Source organism: Pantoea sp. C8B4 (assembly GCF_051336905.1).
In the GTDB taxonomy this organism is placed as follows: Bacteria; Pseudomonadota; Gammaproteobacteria; order Enterobacterales; family Enterobacteriaceae; genus Pantoea; species Pantoea rwandensis_B.
Window position 1 is genome coordinate 131,867 of record NZ_JBGMNK010000008.1, and the last position, 15,313, is coordinate 147,179.

The following is a 15,313-nucleotide window of genomic DNA, read 5'->3' on the forward strand; positions in this document are numbered from 1 at the left end:
ATTTTTTCACGGCTGCGCGCGCCTTCCTTCGTCTACGCTTTCTGACTGACACGTTTCCGCCATCGGGACGGATGGCAAAACACCAGAAAGGAGCGAACGATGAAGCAAACTGTGGCGGCACTGCTGGCCAAAACCCTGGAAAGCGCCGGTGTGAAACGCATTTGGGGTGTCACGGGTGATTCTCTTAATGGACTCAATGACAGCCTGAATCGCATGGGCACCATTGAATGGATGCCCACTCGCCATGAAGAGGTGGCGGCCTTTGCGGCAGGCGCTGAAGCGCAAATCAGCGGTGAACTAGCGGTATGCGCCGGTTCCTGCGGCCCAGGCAACCTGCATCTGATTAACGGCCTGTTTGACTGCCACCGCAACCATGTGCCAGTGCTGGCGATTGCGGCTCATATCCCCTCGAGCGAAATCGGCAGCGGTTACTTCCAGGAAACGCATCCGGAAGAGCTTTTCCGCGAATGCAGTCACTATTGCGAACTGGTGTCCAACCCTGAGCAACTGCCGCAGGTTCTCGGCATCGCCATGCGCAAAGCGATTCTCAATCGTGGTGTATCGGTCATCGTGCTTCCGGGCGACATTGCCCTGAAACCGGCGCCGGAAGGGGCGCGTAGCGAGTGGTATCCGCCACAATTACCCCATGTTGTGCCTAACGCCAGTGAAATCGCCCGGCTGGCCGACACGCTCAACCATGCCAAAAATATTACGCTGATGTGCGGCAGCGGCTGTGCTGGCGCGCACGCTGAAGTGGTGCAACTGGCAGAAACACTGAAAGCGCCCGTGGTGCACGCCATGCGCGGCAAAGAGCACATCGAGTACGATAATCCTTACGATGTCGGCATGACCGGCTTGATCGGCTTTTCATCCGGTTATCACGCCATGATGAACGCCGACACGCTGGTGCTACTGGGTACACAGTTCCCTTATCGGCCGTTTTATCCGGCTGATGCCCATATCATCCAGATTGATATCAATCCCGCCAGCCTCGGTGCGCATAGCCATGTCAACATGGCGCTGATTGGCGATATCAAAGCCACACTGCAGGCGCTGCAACCTCAGCTCGCCAGCAAAAGCGATCGGCACCATCTCGACAGCGCGCTGGAACACTATGCAGAGGCGCGAAAAGGCCTGGACGACCTGGCCACCGCCAATGATAAACAAGCGATTCATCCGCAATATCTGGCACAGCAAATCAGCCATTACGCGGCCGAGGATGCGATTTTCACTTGTGATGTGGGCACGCCTACGGTGTGGGCTGCGCGCTATCTGAAAATGAACGGCAAGCGCCGCCTGCTGGGATCGTTCAACCACGGTTCGATGGCCAACGCGATGCCACAGGCGCTCGGCGCTCAGGCCATCGATAAGCAACGGCAGGTCGTGGCGCTGTGTGGGGATGGTGGATTCAGTATGCTGATGGGCGATTTTATTTCCGTCGCCCAGTTAAAGCTGCCGGTAAAGCTGGTGATTTTCAACAACAGCGTGCTGGGCTTTGTGGCAATGGAAATGAAAGCGGGCGGCTACCTCACCGATGGCACCGATCTGGAAAACCCCGATTTTGCCGCGATTGCCACCGCCTGTGGCATTAAAGGCCTTCGCGTCGAGAAAGCCTCTGAACTTAACAGCGCGCTGGAACAGGCATTTGCGCATGACGGTCCGGTGCTAATCGATGCGATTACCGCTAAAGAAGAGCTTTCGATGCCACCGCAGATCAAAGCCGAGCAGGCCAAAGGGTTCAGCCTGTATATGCTGCGCGCGATTCTGAATGGACGTGGCGATGAGATCGTTGAACTGGCGAAAACTAACTGGCTGAGGTAAAACGGATAACCAGGCCAGATAACTCACAACGCGGGCGCTCAGCCCGCTTTTTTGTTTCAGGAGAGCGATGTGATCGATTTACGCAGTGATACCGTAACCCGCCCAAGTGCCGCCATGCTGGATGCGATGATGGCCGCCGAAACTGGCGATGATGTCTATCGCGATGATCCCACCGTCAATGCGCTGGAACGCGAGGCCGCACGCCTGAGTGGCAAAGCCGCTGCTCTGTTCTTCCCTACCGGGACCCAGGCCAACCTGGTGGCACTGCTGTGTCACTGCCAGCGCGGCGATGAATATATCGTCGGCCAGCAGGCACATAACTACAAATACGAAGCGGGTGGCGCGGCGGTGCTGGGCAGCATTCAGCCTCAACCTATTTCTCATGCCGAAGATGGATCGCTGCCGCTGGCGGATATTGTTGCCGCCATCAAACCGGATGACATCCATTTTGCGCGCACGCGCCTGCTAAGTCTGGAAAACACCCATCACGGCAAAGTGCTGTCGCAGAGCTATCTGGAGCAAGCGTGGAAGCTGACGCGTGAGCACAAACTGGCGCTGCACATTGATGGCGCCCGCATTTTCAATGCCGTGGTGGCGCAAAATGTTGAGCTGAAGGATATCGCTCGCTATTGCGATACGCTGACCATCTGCCTGTCCAAAGGGCTGGGCACGCCGGTCGGTTCACTGCTGTGCGGCGATGAAGCCTACATTGAGCAGGCACGTCGCTGGCGTAAAATGACCGGTGGCGGCATGCGTCAGGCAGGCATCCTGGCCGCGGCGGGTCTGTACGCACTGAAGCACAATGTGGCGCGCCTGAAAGAAGATCATGACAATGCCGCCTGGCTGGCGGAGCAGCTTAGCGCGATTGGCGTAGAGGTACTGAATCAGCACACCAACATGCTGTTTGTGAAAGTACCGGCGGATCAGGTTGACGCGCTTAAAAGCTGGATGCACTCGGGCGATGTGTTGATGAGCGTAGGCCCGGTCACACGTATTGCCACCCACCTCGATGTCAGCCGTCAGGATTTACAACGTCTGGTTGCACACTGGCAGGCGTTTTTAGCGTGACAGAGCTCAGGTTGCCTTACAGAGACGGTCTTCGGGCCGTCCACAAGCTCACCCTGGCGAGCACCCTACTTCAGCTTTACATCACCGCGCCGTACCGTACTTCGCCAGAAACGCCTGTGCTATCGCCAGCGTTTCTGCATCGGCGATGCCATACACCGTTTCATCACTGCGCTGCGCCGTATTTCACCAGTAACGCTCGGGCTATCGCCAGCGTTTCTGCATCGGCGATGCCTCGATAATCCCGCGCACGGAAGTGCATCTGAAACGCCGCGATCAGCTTACGCTGCATTTGCGGGGTATTCGCTGAATTGACGTCATAACCATAGCGCTGCAGCGCATCCAGCAGCTCGGCCTGATCGATGGGCGCACCCGCCACGTGCCCGTTCAAATAACGCTGTACCGTGTCGCGATCGGGCCATGCGCCCAGCCCCTGTTCCGCCAACTGCTGCCAGGGGAACAGCGGGCCAGGATCCTGCTTCCGCTGCGGCGCGATATCGCTGTGCCCCACCAGATTCTCTGGCGTAATGGCATAGCGCTGCGTGATATCTTTCACCAGCGCCACCAGCACGCTGATTTGCGCTGGCGTAAACGGCTGCCACTCCACGCCAGTTAATGTCCGCGTATAACCACGATTGACTATCTCGATACCAATCGACGTGTCATTGATGCGGGTCGCACCGCGCCAGAAACTCGGCCCGGCATGCCACGCCAGCTCAGGCTCCGGCACCAGTTGCCAGATCACACCCTTACCCCGTTTCTGCGCGGGCTGCTGTGGAATGAGATAGTGTGCGCTGACTTCACGATCGGTCAGCGTGGCCAGTGAGGAAGGCAGATCTTCGGCGGTATAGTGGATCACCACCACTTTGATACGAGGCCGCGCGCCCTGTGCCGGATGCGCGGTATCGACCCAATAACCCTGTCTTGATTCCAGCGAGGAGTGGCAGGCACTGAGCAGCAGCGCCATCATCAAAGCGACAACGACCCGCATCAGCGAATGATCACAGCCGTTCCGGTCACGCTGACCATCAGCATGCTACTGTCTTTACCCACAGTTTCATAATCGATATCAATGCCCACGACCGCATTCGCACCCAGCGCCTTTGCTTGCTCTTCCAGCTCTTCAAATGCAATCTGCCGCGCTTTGCGCAGCTCTTTTTCATAAGCTCCGGAACGACCACCGACGATATCGCGAATCCCGGCAAAGAAGTCGCGAAAAATATTGGCCCCGAGAATCGCTTCACCGGTAACCACACCGCAATATTCACTGATGCTGTGCCCTTCTAATGTGGGCGTGGTGGAAAATTTCATTTTTCTCTCCTGAGGTGAACAGCTCGTACGGCGTAAAAGCGAGACTATACTCTATGCTAAAAATGACGCTTTGCCAGTGAACAATAAGGAAATCGAGATGAGAAACAATGCCTTTGCGCTGCTTGTTCCCGCTGCGTTACTGCTCAGTGCCTGTACCACCGTCGAACCGGTGATCAAAGATAACGGACCGCGCACTGCCAGCTGTGTCGACGGTGGCCCAGATAGCGTCGCGCAGCAGTTTTACGATTTACGCATCAGCCAGCCCGGCCAGGGTCTGCCCGATAGCACCACGCTGGCAAAATATCGCCCTTACCTGAGCGATCACCTGTATCAAAAACTGCTGAGCGCCAGCACGCAGAGCAGCAAACCTGCCTCGTGGAGCCAGGGCGATTTGTTCTCCAGCCTCGCGCAGGGTCCAACATCGGCGGAAGTTGCCAGCGCCTCAACCATTCCTAATCGCGATGCACGTAATATTCCACTGCGCGTCGATTTGAGTCGCGAGGGCAAAAGCTGGCATGACGAGGTATTAATGATTCATGAAGGCACCTGCTGGGCTGTGGATGATATACGCTACGTCGGTGACTGGCCGCACGCAGGTGGCGGGTCGCTCAGCCAGCTGCTGGAAGAGAAGAAATAGCTGTTCAATTTTACCGCACTCAGTTCTAAACATAAGCGCGCCGCATCTTTGCGGCGTTTTTTGTTAATTTTTCATCAATAAATTGCAGCCAGCGAGCCCTTCCCGGCGTTGACCTGCGCGATATTGTGCTACGCTTTGGGGACTTCACTGCTGTTTAATAAATTTTAACCCACCACAATTGCATAACTATTCTGGTGACGTTAAGATCCGCGGCACTAATTACTATTCATTTTTTGCGCATGAGTATTCAACTAAACGCCATAAACTGTTTTTACGGTGCCCATCAGGCACTGTTCGATATCAACCTGGCTTGCCCGCAGGGAGAGACGCTGGTGTTGCTCGGGCCGAGTGGCGCGGGTAAAAGTTCGCTCCTGCGCGTCCTCAATCTGCTGGAGCAGCCGCGTTCCGGCAGCCTGCAGATTGCCGGGAATCATTTCGACTTCAGCAAAGCGCCGTCAGACAGCGCTATTCGTGAACTGCGCCAAAACGTGGGCATGGTGTTCCAGCAATACAATCTGTGGCCGCACCTCAGCGTGGTGCAGAATCTGATTGAAGCACCGTGTCGCGTGCTCGGTCTCAGCAAAGAAGCCGCACGCGCGCGCGCTGATAAACTGCTGGAACGTCTGCGTCTGACCCCTTTTGCCGATCGTTTTCCCTTGCATCTTTCCGGTGGCCAGCAACAGCGTGTGGCGATTGCCCGAGCGTTGATGATGGAGCCGCAGGTGCTGTTGTTTGACGAACCCACCGCAGCCCTCGACCCTGAAATCACCGCGCAGATCGTCAGCATCATTCGTGAGCTGGCACAGACGCAGATTACTCAGGTGATTGTGACCCACGAAGTGGAAGTGGCGCGTAAAACCGCCAGCCGCGTGGTGTACATGGAGAACGGCCATATCGTTGAGCAAGGCGATGCCAGCCACTTTACACAGCCGCAAACCGAAGCGTTTGCACATTATCTTTCGCACTAAGTCAGGATGCATCTAATGAAAAAAGTCGTACTTGCTGCACTGCTTGCCGGTCTGAGCCTCAGCGCTTCTGCTGCGCAAACCCTGCGTTTTGCCACCGAAGCTTCATATCCTCCGTTTGAATTTGTCGACTCTGACAACAAGATTCAGGGTTTCGATGTCGATCTGGCCAATGCGCTGTGTAAAGAGATTGATGCGACCTGTACTTTCACTAATCAGGCGTTTGACAGCCTGATCCCAAGCCTGAAATTCCGTCGTTTTGACGCCGTAATGGCGGGTATGGATATCACCCCAGAGCGTGAAAAGCAGGTGCTGTTCTCCAAGCCTTACTACGATAATTCCGCGATCTTTATTGCCCAGAAAGGCAAGCTGGCGAACGTTGATGCGCTGAAAGGTAAACGCGTTGGCGTTCAGAACGGCACCACGCACCAGAAATATCTGTCTGATAAACACAACGACATCACCGTTGTGCCTTACGATAGCTACCAGAACGCGGTTCTGGACCTGAAAAATGGTCGTATTGATGCGGTATTTGGTGACACCGCCGTGGTGAACGAATGGCTGAAACAAAATGCCAACCTCGCACCATTGGGTGAGAAAGTGACCGATAAAGATTACTTCGGTACCGGTCTGGGTATCGCCGTCCGTCAGGGCAACACCGAGCTGCAGGGCAAATTCAACACCGCCCTGGAAAAGATCAAAGCTGACGGCACCTACAAAACCATCTACAACAAATGGTTCCAGCAGTAATCCCTGATGAATGAAATGATTCCACTCGCAAGCGCCGCCGGCATGACTGTCGGCCTTGCTGTTTGTGCACTGATCGCCGGCCTTGTGCTGGCGATGATTTTTGCTGGCTGGGAAACCGTCCGCTGGAAACCGCTGGCGTGGATCGGTACCGCGCTGGTGACGCTGATCCGTGGTCTGCCGGAAATTCTGGTGGTGCTGTTTGTCTACTTTGGTGCCTCACAGCTGCTACTGACCTTATCCGATGGCTTCCATATCAATCTGGGCTTGTTCAGCATTCCCGTGCAGGTACAGATTGAAAACTTCGACGTCAGCCCCTTCCTGTGCGGTGTGATTGCCCTCGCGATGCTTTATTCTGCCTATGCCTCCCAAACGTTGCGCGGCGCACTGAAAGCCGTGCCTGTGGGCCAATGGGAATCCGGCCAGGCGTTGGGTATGAAGAAGTCGGCGATTTTTTTCCGCCTGATCATGCCGCAAATGTGGCGTCATGCGCTGCCGGGTCTTGGCAATCAGTGGTTGGTGTTACTGAAAGATACTGCGTTGGTGTCGCTGATTAGCGTGAATGACATCATGCTGCAAACCAAAAGCATTGCCACGCGCACACAAGAACCCTTTACCTGGTATCTGGTGGCTGCGGCCGTCTACCTGATTATTACGCTGTTCAGTCAGGCGATACTGCGCCGTATTGAATCGCGCACCACGCGTTTTGAACGGGGAGCCTGACGCATGCTGGATTACTTACCCGAGCTCCTGAAAGGGTTGCATACCAGTCTGACCCTGACGGTGGCATCACTGATTGCCGCGCTGCTGCTGTCGCTGCTGTGCACCATCGTGCTCTCACTGAAAGTCCCGGTGCTGAACTGGCTGGTGAAAGGCTACATCACGGTGTTTACCGGCACCCCGCTGCTGGTGCAAATCTTCCTGATTTATTACGGCCCAGGCCAGTTTCCCAGCATTCAAAATGTGCCGTGGTTATGGCATCTGCTATCACAGCCCTGGCTTTGCGCGCTGATTGCGCTGTCGCTCAACAGTGCAGCCTATACCACTCAACTGTTCTACGGTGCAGTTCGCGCTATCCCCTCCGGGCAGTGGCAATCCTGCGCTGCGCTGGGTATGAATCGCAAAGACACGTTGCGTATCCTACTGCCGTATGCGTTTAAACGTGCTCTATCTTCTTACTCAAATGAAGTGGTGCTGGTGTTTAAAAGTACCTCACTGGCGTACACCATTACGTTGATGGAAGTGATGGGACACGGTCAGTTGCTGTATGGGCGCACCTATGACATCACGGTGTATGCCGCTGCCGGGCTGATCTATCTGGTGGTCAACGGTTTGCTCACGCTGATGATGCGTTTAATCGAAAAGCGCGCACTGGCATTCGAACACCGCAATTGATTACTGTCGTGGCGCGATTTATCGCGTTTGTCTGAGATGAAAGTGTTGCGGACAAACGCGTCATATCTCGCGCAGCTACACCCCCCAACAACACATGTAATTTTTTAATCATATTATTTGCATATAAATTCATTTACTGGCATCGTGTAATCCGTTCTATCTCTGGCATGGTTTACAGGAGTCACATAATGAAAAAATGGATTGTTGCTGCGGCGCTGGCAACACTGGCAATGAATGCTTATGCGGCGGAAAAAATTCGTTTCGCCTCTTCTGCGACCTATCCCCCGTTTGAATCCCTCGATCACGACAACCAAATTGTCGGCTTCGATATCGATCTGGCAAAAGCCTTATGTCAGCAAATGAAAGCGGATTGCACCTTTACCAATAACGCGTTTGACAGTTTGATCCCTTCGCTGAAATTCCGTCGTTATGATGCGGTCATCTCAGGCATGGACATCACGGCAGAGCGCAGCAAACAGGTCGATTTCACTCAGCCTTACTACGCCAACTCCGCGATTGTGATTGCCCAAAAGGGACAGTTCACCGACTTTAGCCAGTTGAAAGGTAAGCGTGTAGGGGTAGAAAACGGCACCACGCACCAGAAATACCTGCTGGAGAAACATCCAGAAGTGATCGCCGTGTCTTACGACAGTTATCAGAACGCGATTCTCGACCTGAAAAATGGTCGTCTGAACGGCGTGTTTGGTGATAGCGCGGTGGTCAATCAGTGGCTGAAAGCCAACGACGATCTCAGCCCGGTGGGTGAACATATCACTGATGCTGAATACTTTGGCACTGGCTTAGGCATTGCGGTGCGTAAAGGCAATGCAGCGTTGTTGAAAGAGATGAATGACGCACTGGTGGCGCTGAAAGCCGATGGCACCTGGCAGCAAATCAACCAGAAGTGGTTCCCGGAATAAGCATTATGGAGCCGCGTGGCGTGCCACCTGACAGGTTCTGCACGTCCTCCGTTCAGGCGGTGGCTACGTGGCTCCACCCTTCTTAATCAGCAGCGTTAGCACTTCAAAGTGTGCCGTGTGTGGAAACATATCAAACAGCTGGACGCGGCTCACCGCGTAATCTGCCAGGCGCGCAATATCCTGCGCCATCGTAGTGGGATTGCAGCTTGAATAGAGAATGTAGTCTGGCGCCATTTCACTGAGATAAGCACACAGTTCAGCCCCAATACCGCGACGCGGCGGATTAACCAGCACCAGCTGTGGCACCTGTTCATGCGATGTCGCGAACCGGGTGGAATCCAGCGCGGCGAAACTCACTTTATCGAGACCCAACTGTTCAGCCGATTGCTGCGCACAGGCAATGGCTTCCGCATTGATTTCAATACCGGTCAGCTGCATCTCGGGCGTGGCACAGTGCAAACCGAAACCGCCCACGCCGCAGAACAGATCCCACATACTGGTCACCGGCAACTCTGCTACCCAATCACGCGCCGTAGCATACAGATCTGCTGCGACCTGCGGATTGGTCTGAAAGAAACTCTGCGGACGAATATACAGCGGGACCTGATTGAAACATTCTGCCAGTGCCTGATCGGGCGTCAAAGCAATCTCTTCTTCCCCTTCCAAAATCGCCATATGTACTGGCTGGATATTGGCGGAGATCACTTTCAACTGCGGCAACTGCTGCTGCAACCAGGGTAAAGCCGCGCGCAACTGCTCCAGCTTGCGGGTGGATCGCAGCACAAACCGCAGCATCATCCCACCTTGCGAACTCTCGGTAAGCAGCAGGAATTTCAGTTCGCCGCGTTGACGCGCCACGTTGTAGGGTGTCAATCCAGCGCGGGCAATAAAGGGTTTTAGCACATCAAACACGGGTGCAAAGCTGGCGGGATAGAGTGGGCAATCACACAGATCCACCGCTTCGCCATCACGCGCCATCATGCCGAAAATCGGCCGTTCGACGCTGCCACTCACCACCATTTTGGCTTTATTACGAAAACCCTGCAGCGGCGAGGTCACCGGCGGTAAATATTCTGCCACCGCGGTCTGCGACAGCAACTGCTCGAGCAGCGACTGTTTTTCGCTGAGCTGCTGCGGATAGGGTTTCTCCAGCCACTGGCATGAACGACAGCGACCGGCATCATAAAGCGCGCAATACATGGAAAGGCCTGTATATCAAAGTCGGGAGAAAAACGGGGGCAGATTGTATCACCGGGCGCGGAAAAAAGCGCGGCTGCTGGCCGGCACAAACAGTAGCAGCAACACCAGCGCATCCGGTACTTTCTGCATCAACGTGTGATGAATGATCTGCGCATTGGTTTCACCAGGAATACTGAAAATTTCCGGGTAGATCCAGCCGACTGATGCCATGAGCATATAACCGAGTACAATTATTTGCGCCACCACATAACCCCAGCGTCCGCGATTGCTGCCACGCAGCAGGGTAAAAGCACAGCGCAGTTCAAACAGAAAGATCAGCTGACTGGCGATAAAAATCAGCGTGGAATCCCACGCCTGCGCACTGCGGTGGACAAAGTTGGCTATTTCGTCGTAACCCAGCTCATTGGCCAGCATCAGCACGCTGAGACAGCGTGTGGCAATGATGGCGATCCCCGCGACCATCACTGGTGCAGGCGTTGAATTGGCCATCGCGTTTTTGAGGGTTTCCGACATGGTTTGACTCCGTAACCATAAAAAAACGGGCAAGTCTTACCTCAAAATAATTCACGTTTTAGCAAGGCGGCAAGTGTGCGAATCCTCAGGAGCTTACCTAAGTAAGAGACTGGGGTGAACACACTTAGCCAACGCCCCTACAACGTGAAGTATGAAGGGTAAACCGGCCCGTTATTATATTGGCAAATGTTACGGGTTTCAGCCACGTCTGGCTTTCTGAATATCGCGTAAACGTTGCTTTTCTTCGTGCGCCATAAAGCGCCAGGCGATGAAACCGACCAGGCCGACGACAAACAGAATCAATGAGGCTAACGCATTGATCTCTGGATTGACGCCGCGTCGCACAGTAGCAAAGATCGCCATCGGCAGCGTCGTGGCTCCCGGCCCGGTGACGAAGCTGGCAATCACCAGATCATCCAGCGACAGCGTAAAGGCCAGCAGCCAACCGGTGACAATTGCAGGAGCAATCATTGGCACGGTTATCACGAAGAACACTTTCAGCGGCGTCGCCCCGAGATCCATTGCCGCTTCTTCGATGGAACGATCCAGCTCGCGCAGACGGGAGTTGATCACCACCGCCACGTAAGCAGTACAGAAGGTGACGTGCGCCAGCCAGATGGTGAGCATGCCACGATCGCTCGGCCAGCCGAAGGTGTTGCCCATCGCCACAAACAGCAGCAGCAGTGACAACCCGGTGATCACATCTGGCATCACCAGCGGCGCGGTGAGCATAAATGCAAAACCGCTATGCCCACGGAAACGGCCGAAACGCACGATGATTACCGCAGCCATGGTGCCCAACACCACCGCCATGGTAGCGGAGAGCGCCGCAATGGTCAGGCTGAGGCCAACGGCATCCAGCATCGCATCGTCCTGGAACAGCACTTTGTACCAGTGGAACGAGAAGCTCTCCCACACAGTCACCAGCTGCGAGCTGTTGAAGGAGTAAACCACCAGCAGCAGCATCGGCGCGTACAGGAACAGGAAGCATGCGGCCAAAATCGCCGTACGCCATGGAGAGCGAATGGTTGGTAACTGATTCATTCCTTCTCTCCTAACTCACGATTTTGATGCTTGTGGAACCAGATGATTGGCAGAATCAGAATCAACAGAATGATCACCGCCAGCGCCGAAGCCACCGGCCAGTCGCGGTTGTTAAAGAACTCCTGCCACAGGATGCGGCCGATCATGATGCTGTCTGGCCCTCCCAGCAGTTCCGGGATCACGTACTCACCCACCGCCGGGATAAACACCAGCATCGAACCGGCGATAATGCCGCCTTTGGTCAGTGGCACGATCACGCTGAAGAAAGTTTTCAGCGGACGCGCGCCCAGGTCCAGCGAGGCTTCCACCAGCGAGTAGTCGATGCGTGTCAGCGCGGTATAGATCGGCAACACCATAAACGGCAGATAGCAGTAAACGATACCGATATACACCGCGGTATTGGTGTAAAGAATCACCAGCGGATGATCGATAACCCCCAACCACATCAGGAAGCGGTTAAGAATACCGTTGTTGTTCAGTAAGCCCATCCACGCGTATACGCGCACCAGGAACGAAGTCCAGGAGGGCAAGATCACCAGCAACAGCAGAATAGTGCGCATTGAAGGCTTACTGTGCGCCACCGCCCACGCCAGCGGGTATCCGATCAGCAGACAGATCACGGTAGAAATCGCCGCCACCTTGAGTGAAGTCAGATAGGCTTCGGCATATAGCGGATCATCCGTCAGTGTGATGTAGTTACCGAGATTCAGCACCAGATTGAGCTGGTCATCGGCCCAGGTCACCAGATCGGTGTAAGGAGGAATGGCACGCGCAATATCGGCGAAACTGATCTTCAGCACGATCAGGAACGGCAGCAGAAACAGCAGGATCAGCCACAGGTAAGGCAGTGCGATCACCAGCTTGCGGCCATGCAGCATTTTGATGCGCGTGCCCCAGCGCTGCAGTGGAGTGCCCACCACTTCCGGCTCGCTGCGTTGAGAAATCTGGCTCATTACGCCTCCTTAAACCGTCAGAACCACACAGCTGTCGGCGTCCCAGCACAGGCGAACTTCATCACCCCATGTTGGCGCACCTTTGCGGTAGCGATGTGCATTCTGCAGCTGCGCGCTGATCATCTGACCGCTACGCAGGCGAACGTGATAAATCGACAGGTCGCCGAGATAAGCGATATGCACCACTTCACCCACGGCAAAGTTGCAGCCATCTGCCGGCACTTCTTCGCACAGCATCACTTTTTCCGGACGTAAAGCGACATGCACGGGCACGTTATCGATGATGGAGACATCGGTCTGCACTTTAAGCGGATGCACCAGGCCCGGCGCATCGATCACCACGCCCTCTTCCGTGCGCTCACGCAGCAGGCCATCAAACACGTTAACTGAACCGATAAATTCGGCGCTGTAACGGCTGGTAGGATGCTCGTAGATCTCTTCCGGCTCACCAATCTGCACAAATTTGCCACGGTTCATGATCGCGATACGACCCGCCATAGTCATCGCTTCTTCCTGGTCGTGCGTGACCATTACGCAGGTCGCGCCAACGCGCTCCAGGATATCCACCACTTCATGCTGCATACGGTCGCGCAGTTTCTTATCCAGCGCACCCATCGGTTCATCCAGCAGCAGCAGTTTGGGCCGTTTCGCCAGACTACGCGCCAATGCCACACGCTGACGCTGACCGCCCGAAAGTTGATGCGGTTTGCGCTTAGCAAATTCCTGCATGTGCACCAGCGTCAGCATTTCTGCTACGCGGCTGCTGATTTCGCCTTTCGGCAATTTATCCTGCTTCAGTCCAAAGGCGATGTTCTGTTCCACCGTCATGTGCGGGAACAGTGCGTAAGACTGGAACATCATGTTGATCGGGCGCTGATAAGGCGGAACGTGCGACAGGTCTTGCCCATCCAGCACAATCTGCCCGCTGGTCGGTGGCTCAAAGCCTGCCAGCATGCGCAGCAAGGTCGATTTACCACAGCCGGAAGCACCCAGCAGGGCAAAAATCTCGCCTTTATAAATGGTCAGGCTGACATCATCCACGGCGTGCTGGCCGTCAAAAGATTTGGTCAGGTTGCGAATTTCCAGCAGCGGCGTTAACGCCTTAGCCGTTTTATTTGGGGGGCGGGGAATCGCGTCGTTCACTAACATTTCTCCGGCGCTAAGCGGTGTAGCGCGGCACAGCCAGCCGCTAAAATGGCACAACAGAGGCCATCACCGCGCCTCTGTTGTCGTCTACAGGTAATGAATCCGTTTAGAACGAATTACTTACCACTTTTTACTTTAGTCCATGCACGGGTGCGCGCACGATCCAGTTTCGGATCCTGGACTTTGAGCACAAACAGCTTGGCCATCGCATCCGGCGTTGGGAAGATGCCCGGATTGTTGCGCACATCCGCATTGATCAATGGCAGTGACGCCTTGTTGCCGTTGGCGTAGTTCATCTTGTTAGAGACATCCGCGATCACTTTTGGATCCATGATGTAGTTCAGCCACTGATAGGCTGCATCGAGGTTTTTCGCGTCTTTCGGAATCGCCATCATGTCGAAGAAGGCCAGAGCGCCCTCTTTCGGCACGCTGTAACCCAGATGCACGCCGTTGTTGGCTTTAGCGGCACGATCCTTCGCTTGCAGGATATCGCCCGACCAGCCGATCGCCACGCAGATGTTGCCATTGGCCAGGTCGTTAATGTACTGAGACGAATGGAAGTAACGGATATTAGGACGCAGCTTCAGCAACAGGTCAGTGGCGGCGCCGGTGTAATCTTTGGCGTCAGAGCTGTTCGGATCTTTGCCGAGATAATTCAGTACGGTGGCGAAAATCTCTTCCGGTGCGTCGAGGAAGGAAACACCACAGCTTTTCAGTTTTTCCAGGTTTTCTGGCTTCAGCACCAAATCCCAGCTGTTGACGGGCGCATCAGTGCCCAGCGCGGCTTTCACTTTATCGACGTTGTAGCCAATACCGGTGGTACCCCACAGATACGGAATCGCATATTTGTTGCCCGGATCGTGCTGCGCGACTTTCGCCATCAAATCAGGATCGAGGTTTTTGTAGTTTGGCAGTTTGCTCTTATCCAGCTCCTGGAACACACCGGATTGCAGCTGACGTGCGAGGAAGCTGGAAGAAGGCACGACGACGTCGTAACCGGTTGAACCGGCCATCAGTTTACCTTCCAGCACTTCGTTGGAATCGAAGACGTCGTAGACCACTTTGATGCCGGTCTGCTTTTCAAAATTCGGCACGGTGTCGGCCGAAATATAATCGGACCAGTTATAGACGTGCAGCGTTTTATCCTCTGCCTGAGCACTAACGGCCGCCGCCATCAGCACACCTGCAACCACACCTGGCAACCATTTTTTACGTTGGTTGATCATGTTTTACTTCCTCCTGAGGGGGTCATCACAACGCTGCATACACGCGATCCTGACGTTGCGTTTTTTCTGTTTAATCACAGACACACAATGAATCAATATTCAGCGGGAGTTTAATAGCAAAAACCTATAGTTGTGCTGAGGTTGCATGTCTCAAGCAGCCCCGCAAGAATAGCCCCCCTGCTTCACGCGTGCCAGATCTCAGCGTAAAAAACGCCTTTTTGCGATATTTTATGCATGTTTCTGCTATGGGGTTTGGCACTAGCGGCATAAAGCACGACTAATATCTGGCAATAAAGGGCAAAATGCAGAATAAAAAGTGGTAGGGCTAAAATGAAAACTGCCGCAAAAAGCGGCAGTTAGCGAGGCGGGG

General features: G+C 54.6%; 16 protein-coding genes. 8 read left to right on the top strand and 8 right to left on the bottom strand.

All coding sequences use genetic code 11. The features are described 5' to 3' along the window. The first annotated feature begins 99 nt into the window (after positions 1-99). Positions 100-1,821 carry a ubiquinone-dependent pyruvate dehydrogenase gene (gene poxB, locus ACCW76_RS12155; protein ID WP_436338646.1) on the top strand — a complete coding sequence of 574 codons (1,722 nt, stop codon included), beginning with the start codon at positions 100-102 and terminating at the stop codon, positions 1,819-1,821. A 69-nt stretch (positions 1,822-1,890) separates the two neighbouring features. Continuing rightward, positions 1,891-2,889 (top strand): low-specificity L-threonine aldolase, encoded by a 999-nt coding sequence (gene ltaE, locus ACCW76_RS12160; RefSeq protein WP_038647855.1) that lies wholly within the window; start codon positions 1,891-1,893, stop codon positions 2,887-2,889. A 163-nt stretch (positions 2,890-3,052) separates the two neighbouring features. Here the strand turns inward: ltaE and ACCW76_RS12165 are convergent, their stop codons facing one another. Next, positions 3,053-3,877, bottom strand: a complete 825-nt coding sequence (locus ACCW76_RS12165; RefSeq protein WP_436338647.1) for an N-acetylmuramoyl-L-alanine amidase — start codon at positions 3,875-3,877, stop codon at positions 3,053-3,055. After that, positions 3,877-4,197, bottom strand: coding sequence for a heavy metal-binding domain-containing protein (locus tag ACCW76_RS12170; protein ID WP_038647859.1), 321 nt, complete (start codon positions 4,195-4,197; stop codon positions 3,877-3,879). Before ACCW76_RS12170 ends, ACCW76_RS12165 begins: the two co-directional genes overlap by 1 nt. A 97-nt stretch (positions 4,198-4,294) precedes the next feature. On the opposite strand from ACCW76_RS12170, the gene ACCW76_RS12175 reads away from it, so the two are divergent. The 6 genes from ACCW76_RS12175 (at position 4,295) to artJ (ACCW76_RS12200) (ending at position 8,861) form a co-directional block, all read left to right on the top strand. Further along, positions 4,295-4,834 carry a lipoprotein gene (locus tag ACCW76_RS12175; RefSeq protein WP_200537190.1) on the top strand — a complete coding sequence of 180 codons (540 nt, stop codon included), beginning with the start codon at positions 4,295-4,297 and terminating at the stop codon, positions 4,832-4,834. A 239-nt stretch (positions 4,835-5,073) separates the two neighbouring features. Continuing rightward, on the top strand, positions 5,074-5,802 hold the full coding sequence (gene artP / locus ACCW76_RS12180) for an arginine ABC transporter ATP-binding protein ArtP (RefSeq protein ID WP_045834084.1): 729 nt from the start codon (positions 5,074-5,076) through the stop codon (positions 5,800-5,802). A gap of 15 nt (positions 5,803-5,817) precedes the next feature. Continuing rightward, positions 5,818-6,549, top strand: a complete 732-nt coding sequence (artJ, locus tag ACCW76_RS12185) for an arginine ABC transporter substrate-binding protein (RefSeq protein WP_034820697.1) — start codon at positions 5,818-5,820, stop codon at positions 6,547-6,549. A 6-nt stretch (positions 6,550-6,555) separates the two neighbouring features. After that, positions 6,556-7,269 (top strand): arginine ABC transporter permease ArtQ, encoded by a 714-nt coding sequence (gene artQ / locus ACCW76_RS12190; protein ID WP_038647865.1) that lies wholly within the window; start codon positions 6,556-6,558, stop codon positions 7,267-7,269. A 3-nt stretch (positions 7,270-7,272) separates the two neighbouring features. Further along, complete coding sequence (gene artM / locus ACCW76_RS12195; RefSeq protein ID WP_038647867.1) at positions 7,273-7,941, top strand: arginine ABC transporter permease ArtM; 669 nt, start codon at positions 7,273-7,275, stop codon at positions 7,939-7,941. 188 nt (positions 7,942-8,129) lie between these two features. Next, a complete protein-coding gene (artJ, locus tag ACCW76_RS12200; protein ID WP_436338648.1) occupies positions 8,130-8,861 on the top strand; it encodes an arginine ABC transporter substrate-binding protein in 732 nt (243 codons plus the stop codon). 63 nt (positions 8,862-8,924) lie between these two features. Here the strand turns inward: artJ (ACCW76_RS12200) and rlmC are convergent, their stop codons facing one another. The 6 genes from rlmC to potF form a co-directional block, all read right to left on the bottom strand. After that, positions 8,925-10,061: a 23S rRNA (uracil(747)-C(5))-methyltransferase RlmC gene (gene rlmC, locus ACCW76_RS12205; RefSeq protein ID WP_436338649.1), complete on the bottom strand. Its 1,137-nt coding sequence runs from the start codon at positions 10,059-10,061 to the stop codon at positions 8,925-8,927. A 48-nt stretch (positions 10,062-10,109) separates the two neighbouring features. Further along, positions 10,110-10,574 (bottom strand): YbjO family protein, encoded by a 465-nt coding sequence (locus tag ACCW76_RS12210; RefSeq protein ID WP_038647873.1) that lies wholly within the window; start codon positions 10,572-10,574, stop codon positions 10,110-10,112. Positions 10,575-10,772: 198 nt separating this feature from the next. Further along, positions 10,773-11,618: a putrescine ABC transporter permease PotI gene (gene potI, locus ACCW76_RS12215; protein WP_038647875.1), complete on the bottom strand. Its 846-nt coding sequence runs from the start codon at positions 11,616-11,618 to the stop codon at positions 10,773-10,775. Beyond that, positions 11,615-12,571 carry a putrescine ABC transporter permease PotH gene (gene potH, locus ACCW76_RS12220; protein ID WP_034820712.1) on the bottom strand — a complete coding sequence of 319 codons (957 nt, stop codon included), beginning with the start codon at positions 12,569-12,571 and terminating at the stop codon, positions 11,615-11,617. The genes potI and potH overlap by 4 nt, the downstream gene beginning before the upstream one ends. A gap of 9 nt (positions 12,572-12,580) precedes the next feature. Beyond that, on the bottom strand, positions 12,581-13,714 hold the full coding sequence (gene potG, locus ACCW76_RS12225) for a putrescine ABC transporter ATP-binding subunit PotG (protein ID WP_156102820.1): 1,134 nt from the start codon (positions 13,712-13,714) through the stop codon (positions 12,581-12,583). Positions 13,715-13,833: 119 nt separating this feature from the next. Then, the gene (potF, locus tag ACCW76_RS12230; protein ID WP_436338650.1) at positions 13,834-14,943 is read right to left on the bottom strand and encodes a spermidine/putrescine ABC transporter substrate-binding protein PotF; all 1,110 of its coding nucleotides are present in this window, start codon (positions 14,941-14,943) and stop codon (positions 13,834-13,836) included. Positions 14,944-15,313: the final 370 nt, after the last annotated feature.

Bases quoted from the DNA above. Each gene is read 5' to 3' on its own strand.
- poxB (WP_436338646.1), top strand. From the start codon at position 100: ATGAAGCAAACTGTGGCGGCACTGCTGGCCAAAACCCTGGAAAGCGCC.
- ACCW76_RS12165 (WP_436338647.1), bottom strand. From the start codon at position 3,877: ATGCGGGTCGTTGTCGCTTTGATGATGGCGCTGCTGCTCAGTGCCTGC.
- ACCW76_RS12170 (WP_038647859.1), bottom strand. From the start codon at position 4,197: ATGAAATTTTCCACCACGCCCACATTAGAAGGGCACAGCATCAGTGAA.
- ACCW76_RS12175 (WP_200537190.1), top strand. From the start codon at position 4,295: ATGAGAAACAATGCCTTTGCGCTGCTTGTTCCCGCTGCGTTACTGCTC.
- artP (WP_045834084.1), top strand. From the start codon at position 5,074: ATGAGTATTCAACTAAACGCCATAAACTGTTTTTACGGTGCCCATCAG.
- artJ (WP_034820697.1), top strand. From the start codon at position 5,818: ATGAAAAAAGTCGTACTTGCTGCACTGCTTGCCGGTCTGAGCCTCAGC.
- artQ (WP_038647865.1), top strand. From the start codon at position 6,556: ATGAATGAAATGATTCCACTCGCAAGCGCCGCCGGCATGACTGTCGGC.
- artM (WP_038647867.1), top strand. From the start codon at position 7,273: ATGCTGGATTACTTACCCGAGCTCCTGAAAGGGTTGCATACCAGTCTG.
- artJ (WP_436338648.1), top strand. From the start codon at position 8,130: ATGAAAAAATGGATTGTTGCTGCGGCGCTGGCAACACTGGCAATGAAT.
- rlmC (WP_436338649.1), bottom strand. From the start codon at position 10,061: ATGTATTGCGCGCTTTATGATGCCGGTCGCTGTCGTTCATGCCAGTGG.
- ACCW76_RS12210 (WP_038647873.1), bottom strand. From the start codon at position 10,574: ATGTCGGAAACCCTCAAAAACGCGATGGCCAATTCAACGCCTGCACCA.
- potI (WP_038647875.1), bottom strand. From the start codon at position 11,618: ATGAATCAGTTACCAACCATTCGCTCTCCATGGCGTACGGCGATTTTG.
- potH (WP_034820712.1), bottom strand. From the start codon at position 12,571: ATGAGCCAGATTTCTCAACGCAGCGAGCCGGAAGTGGTGGGCACTCCA.
- potF (WP_436338650.1), bottom strand. From the start codon at position 14,943: ATGATCAACCAACGTAAAAAATGGTTGCCAGGTGTGGTTGCAGGTGTG.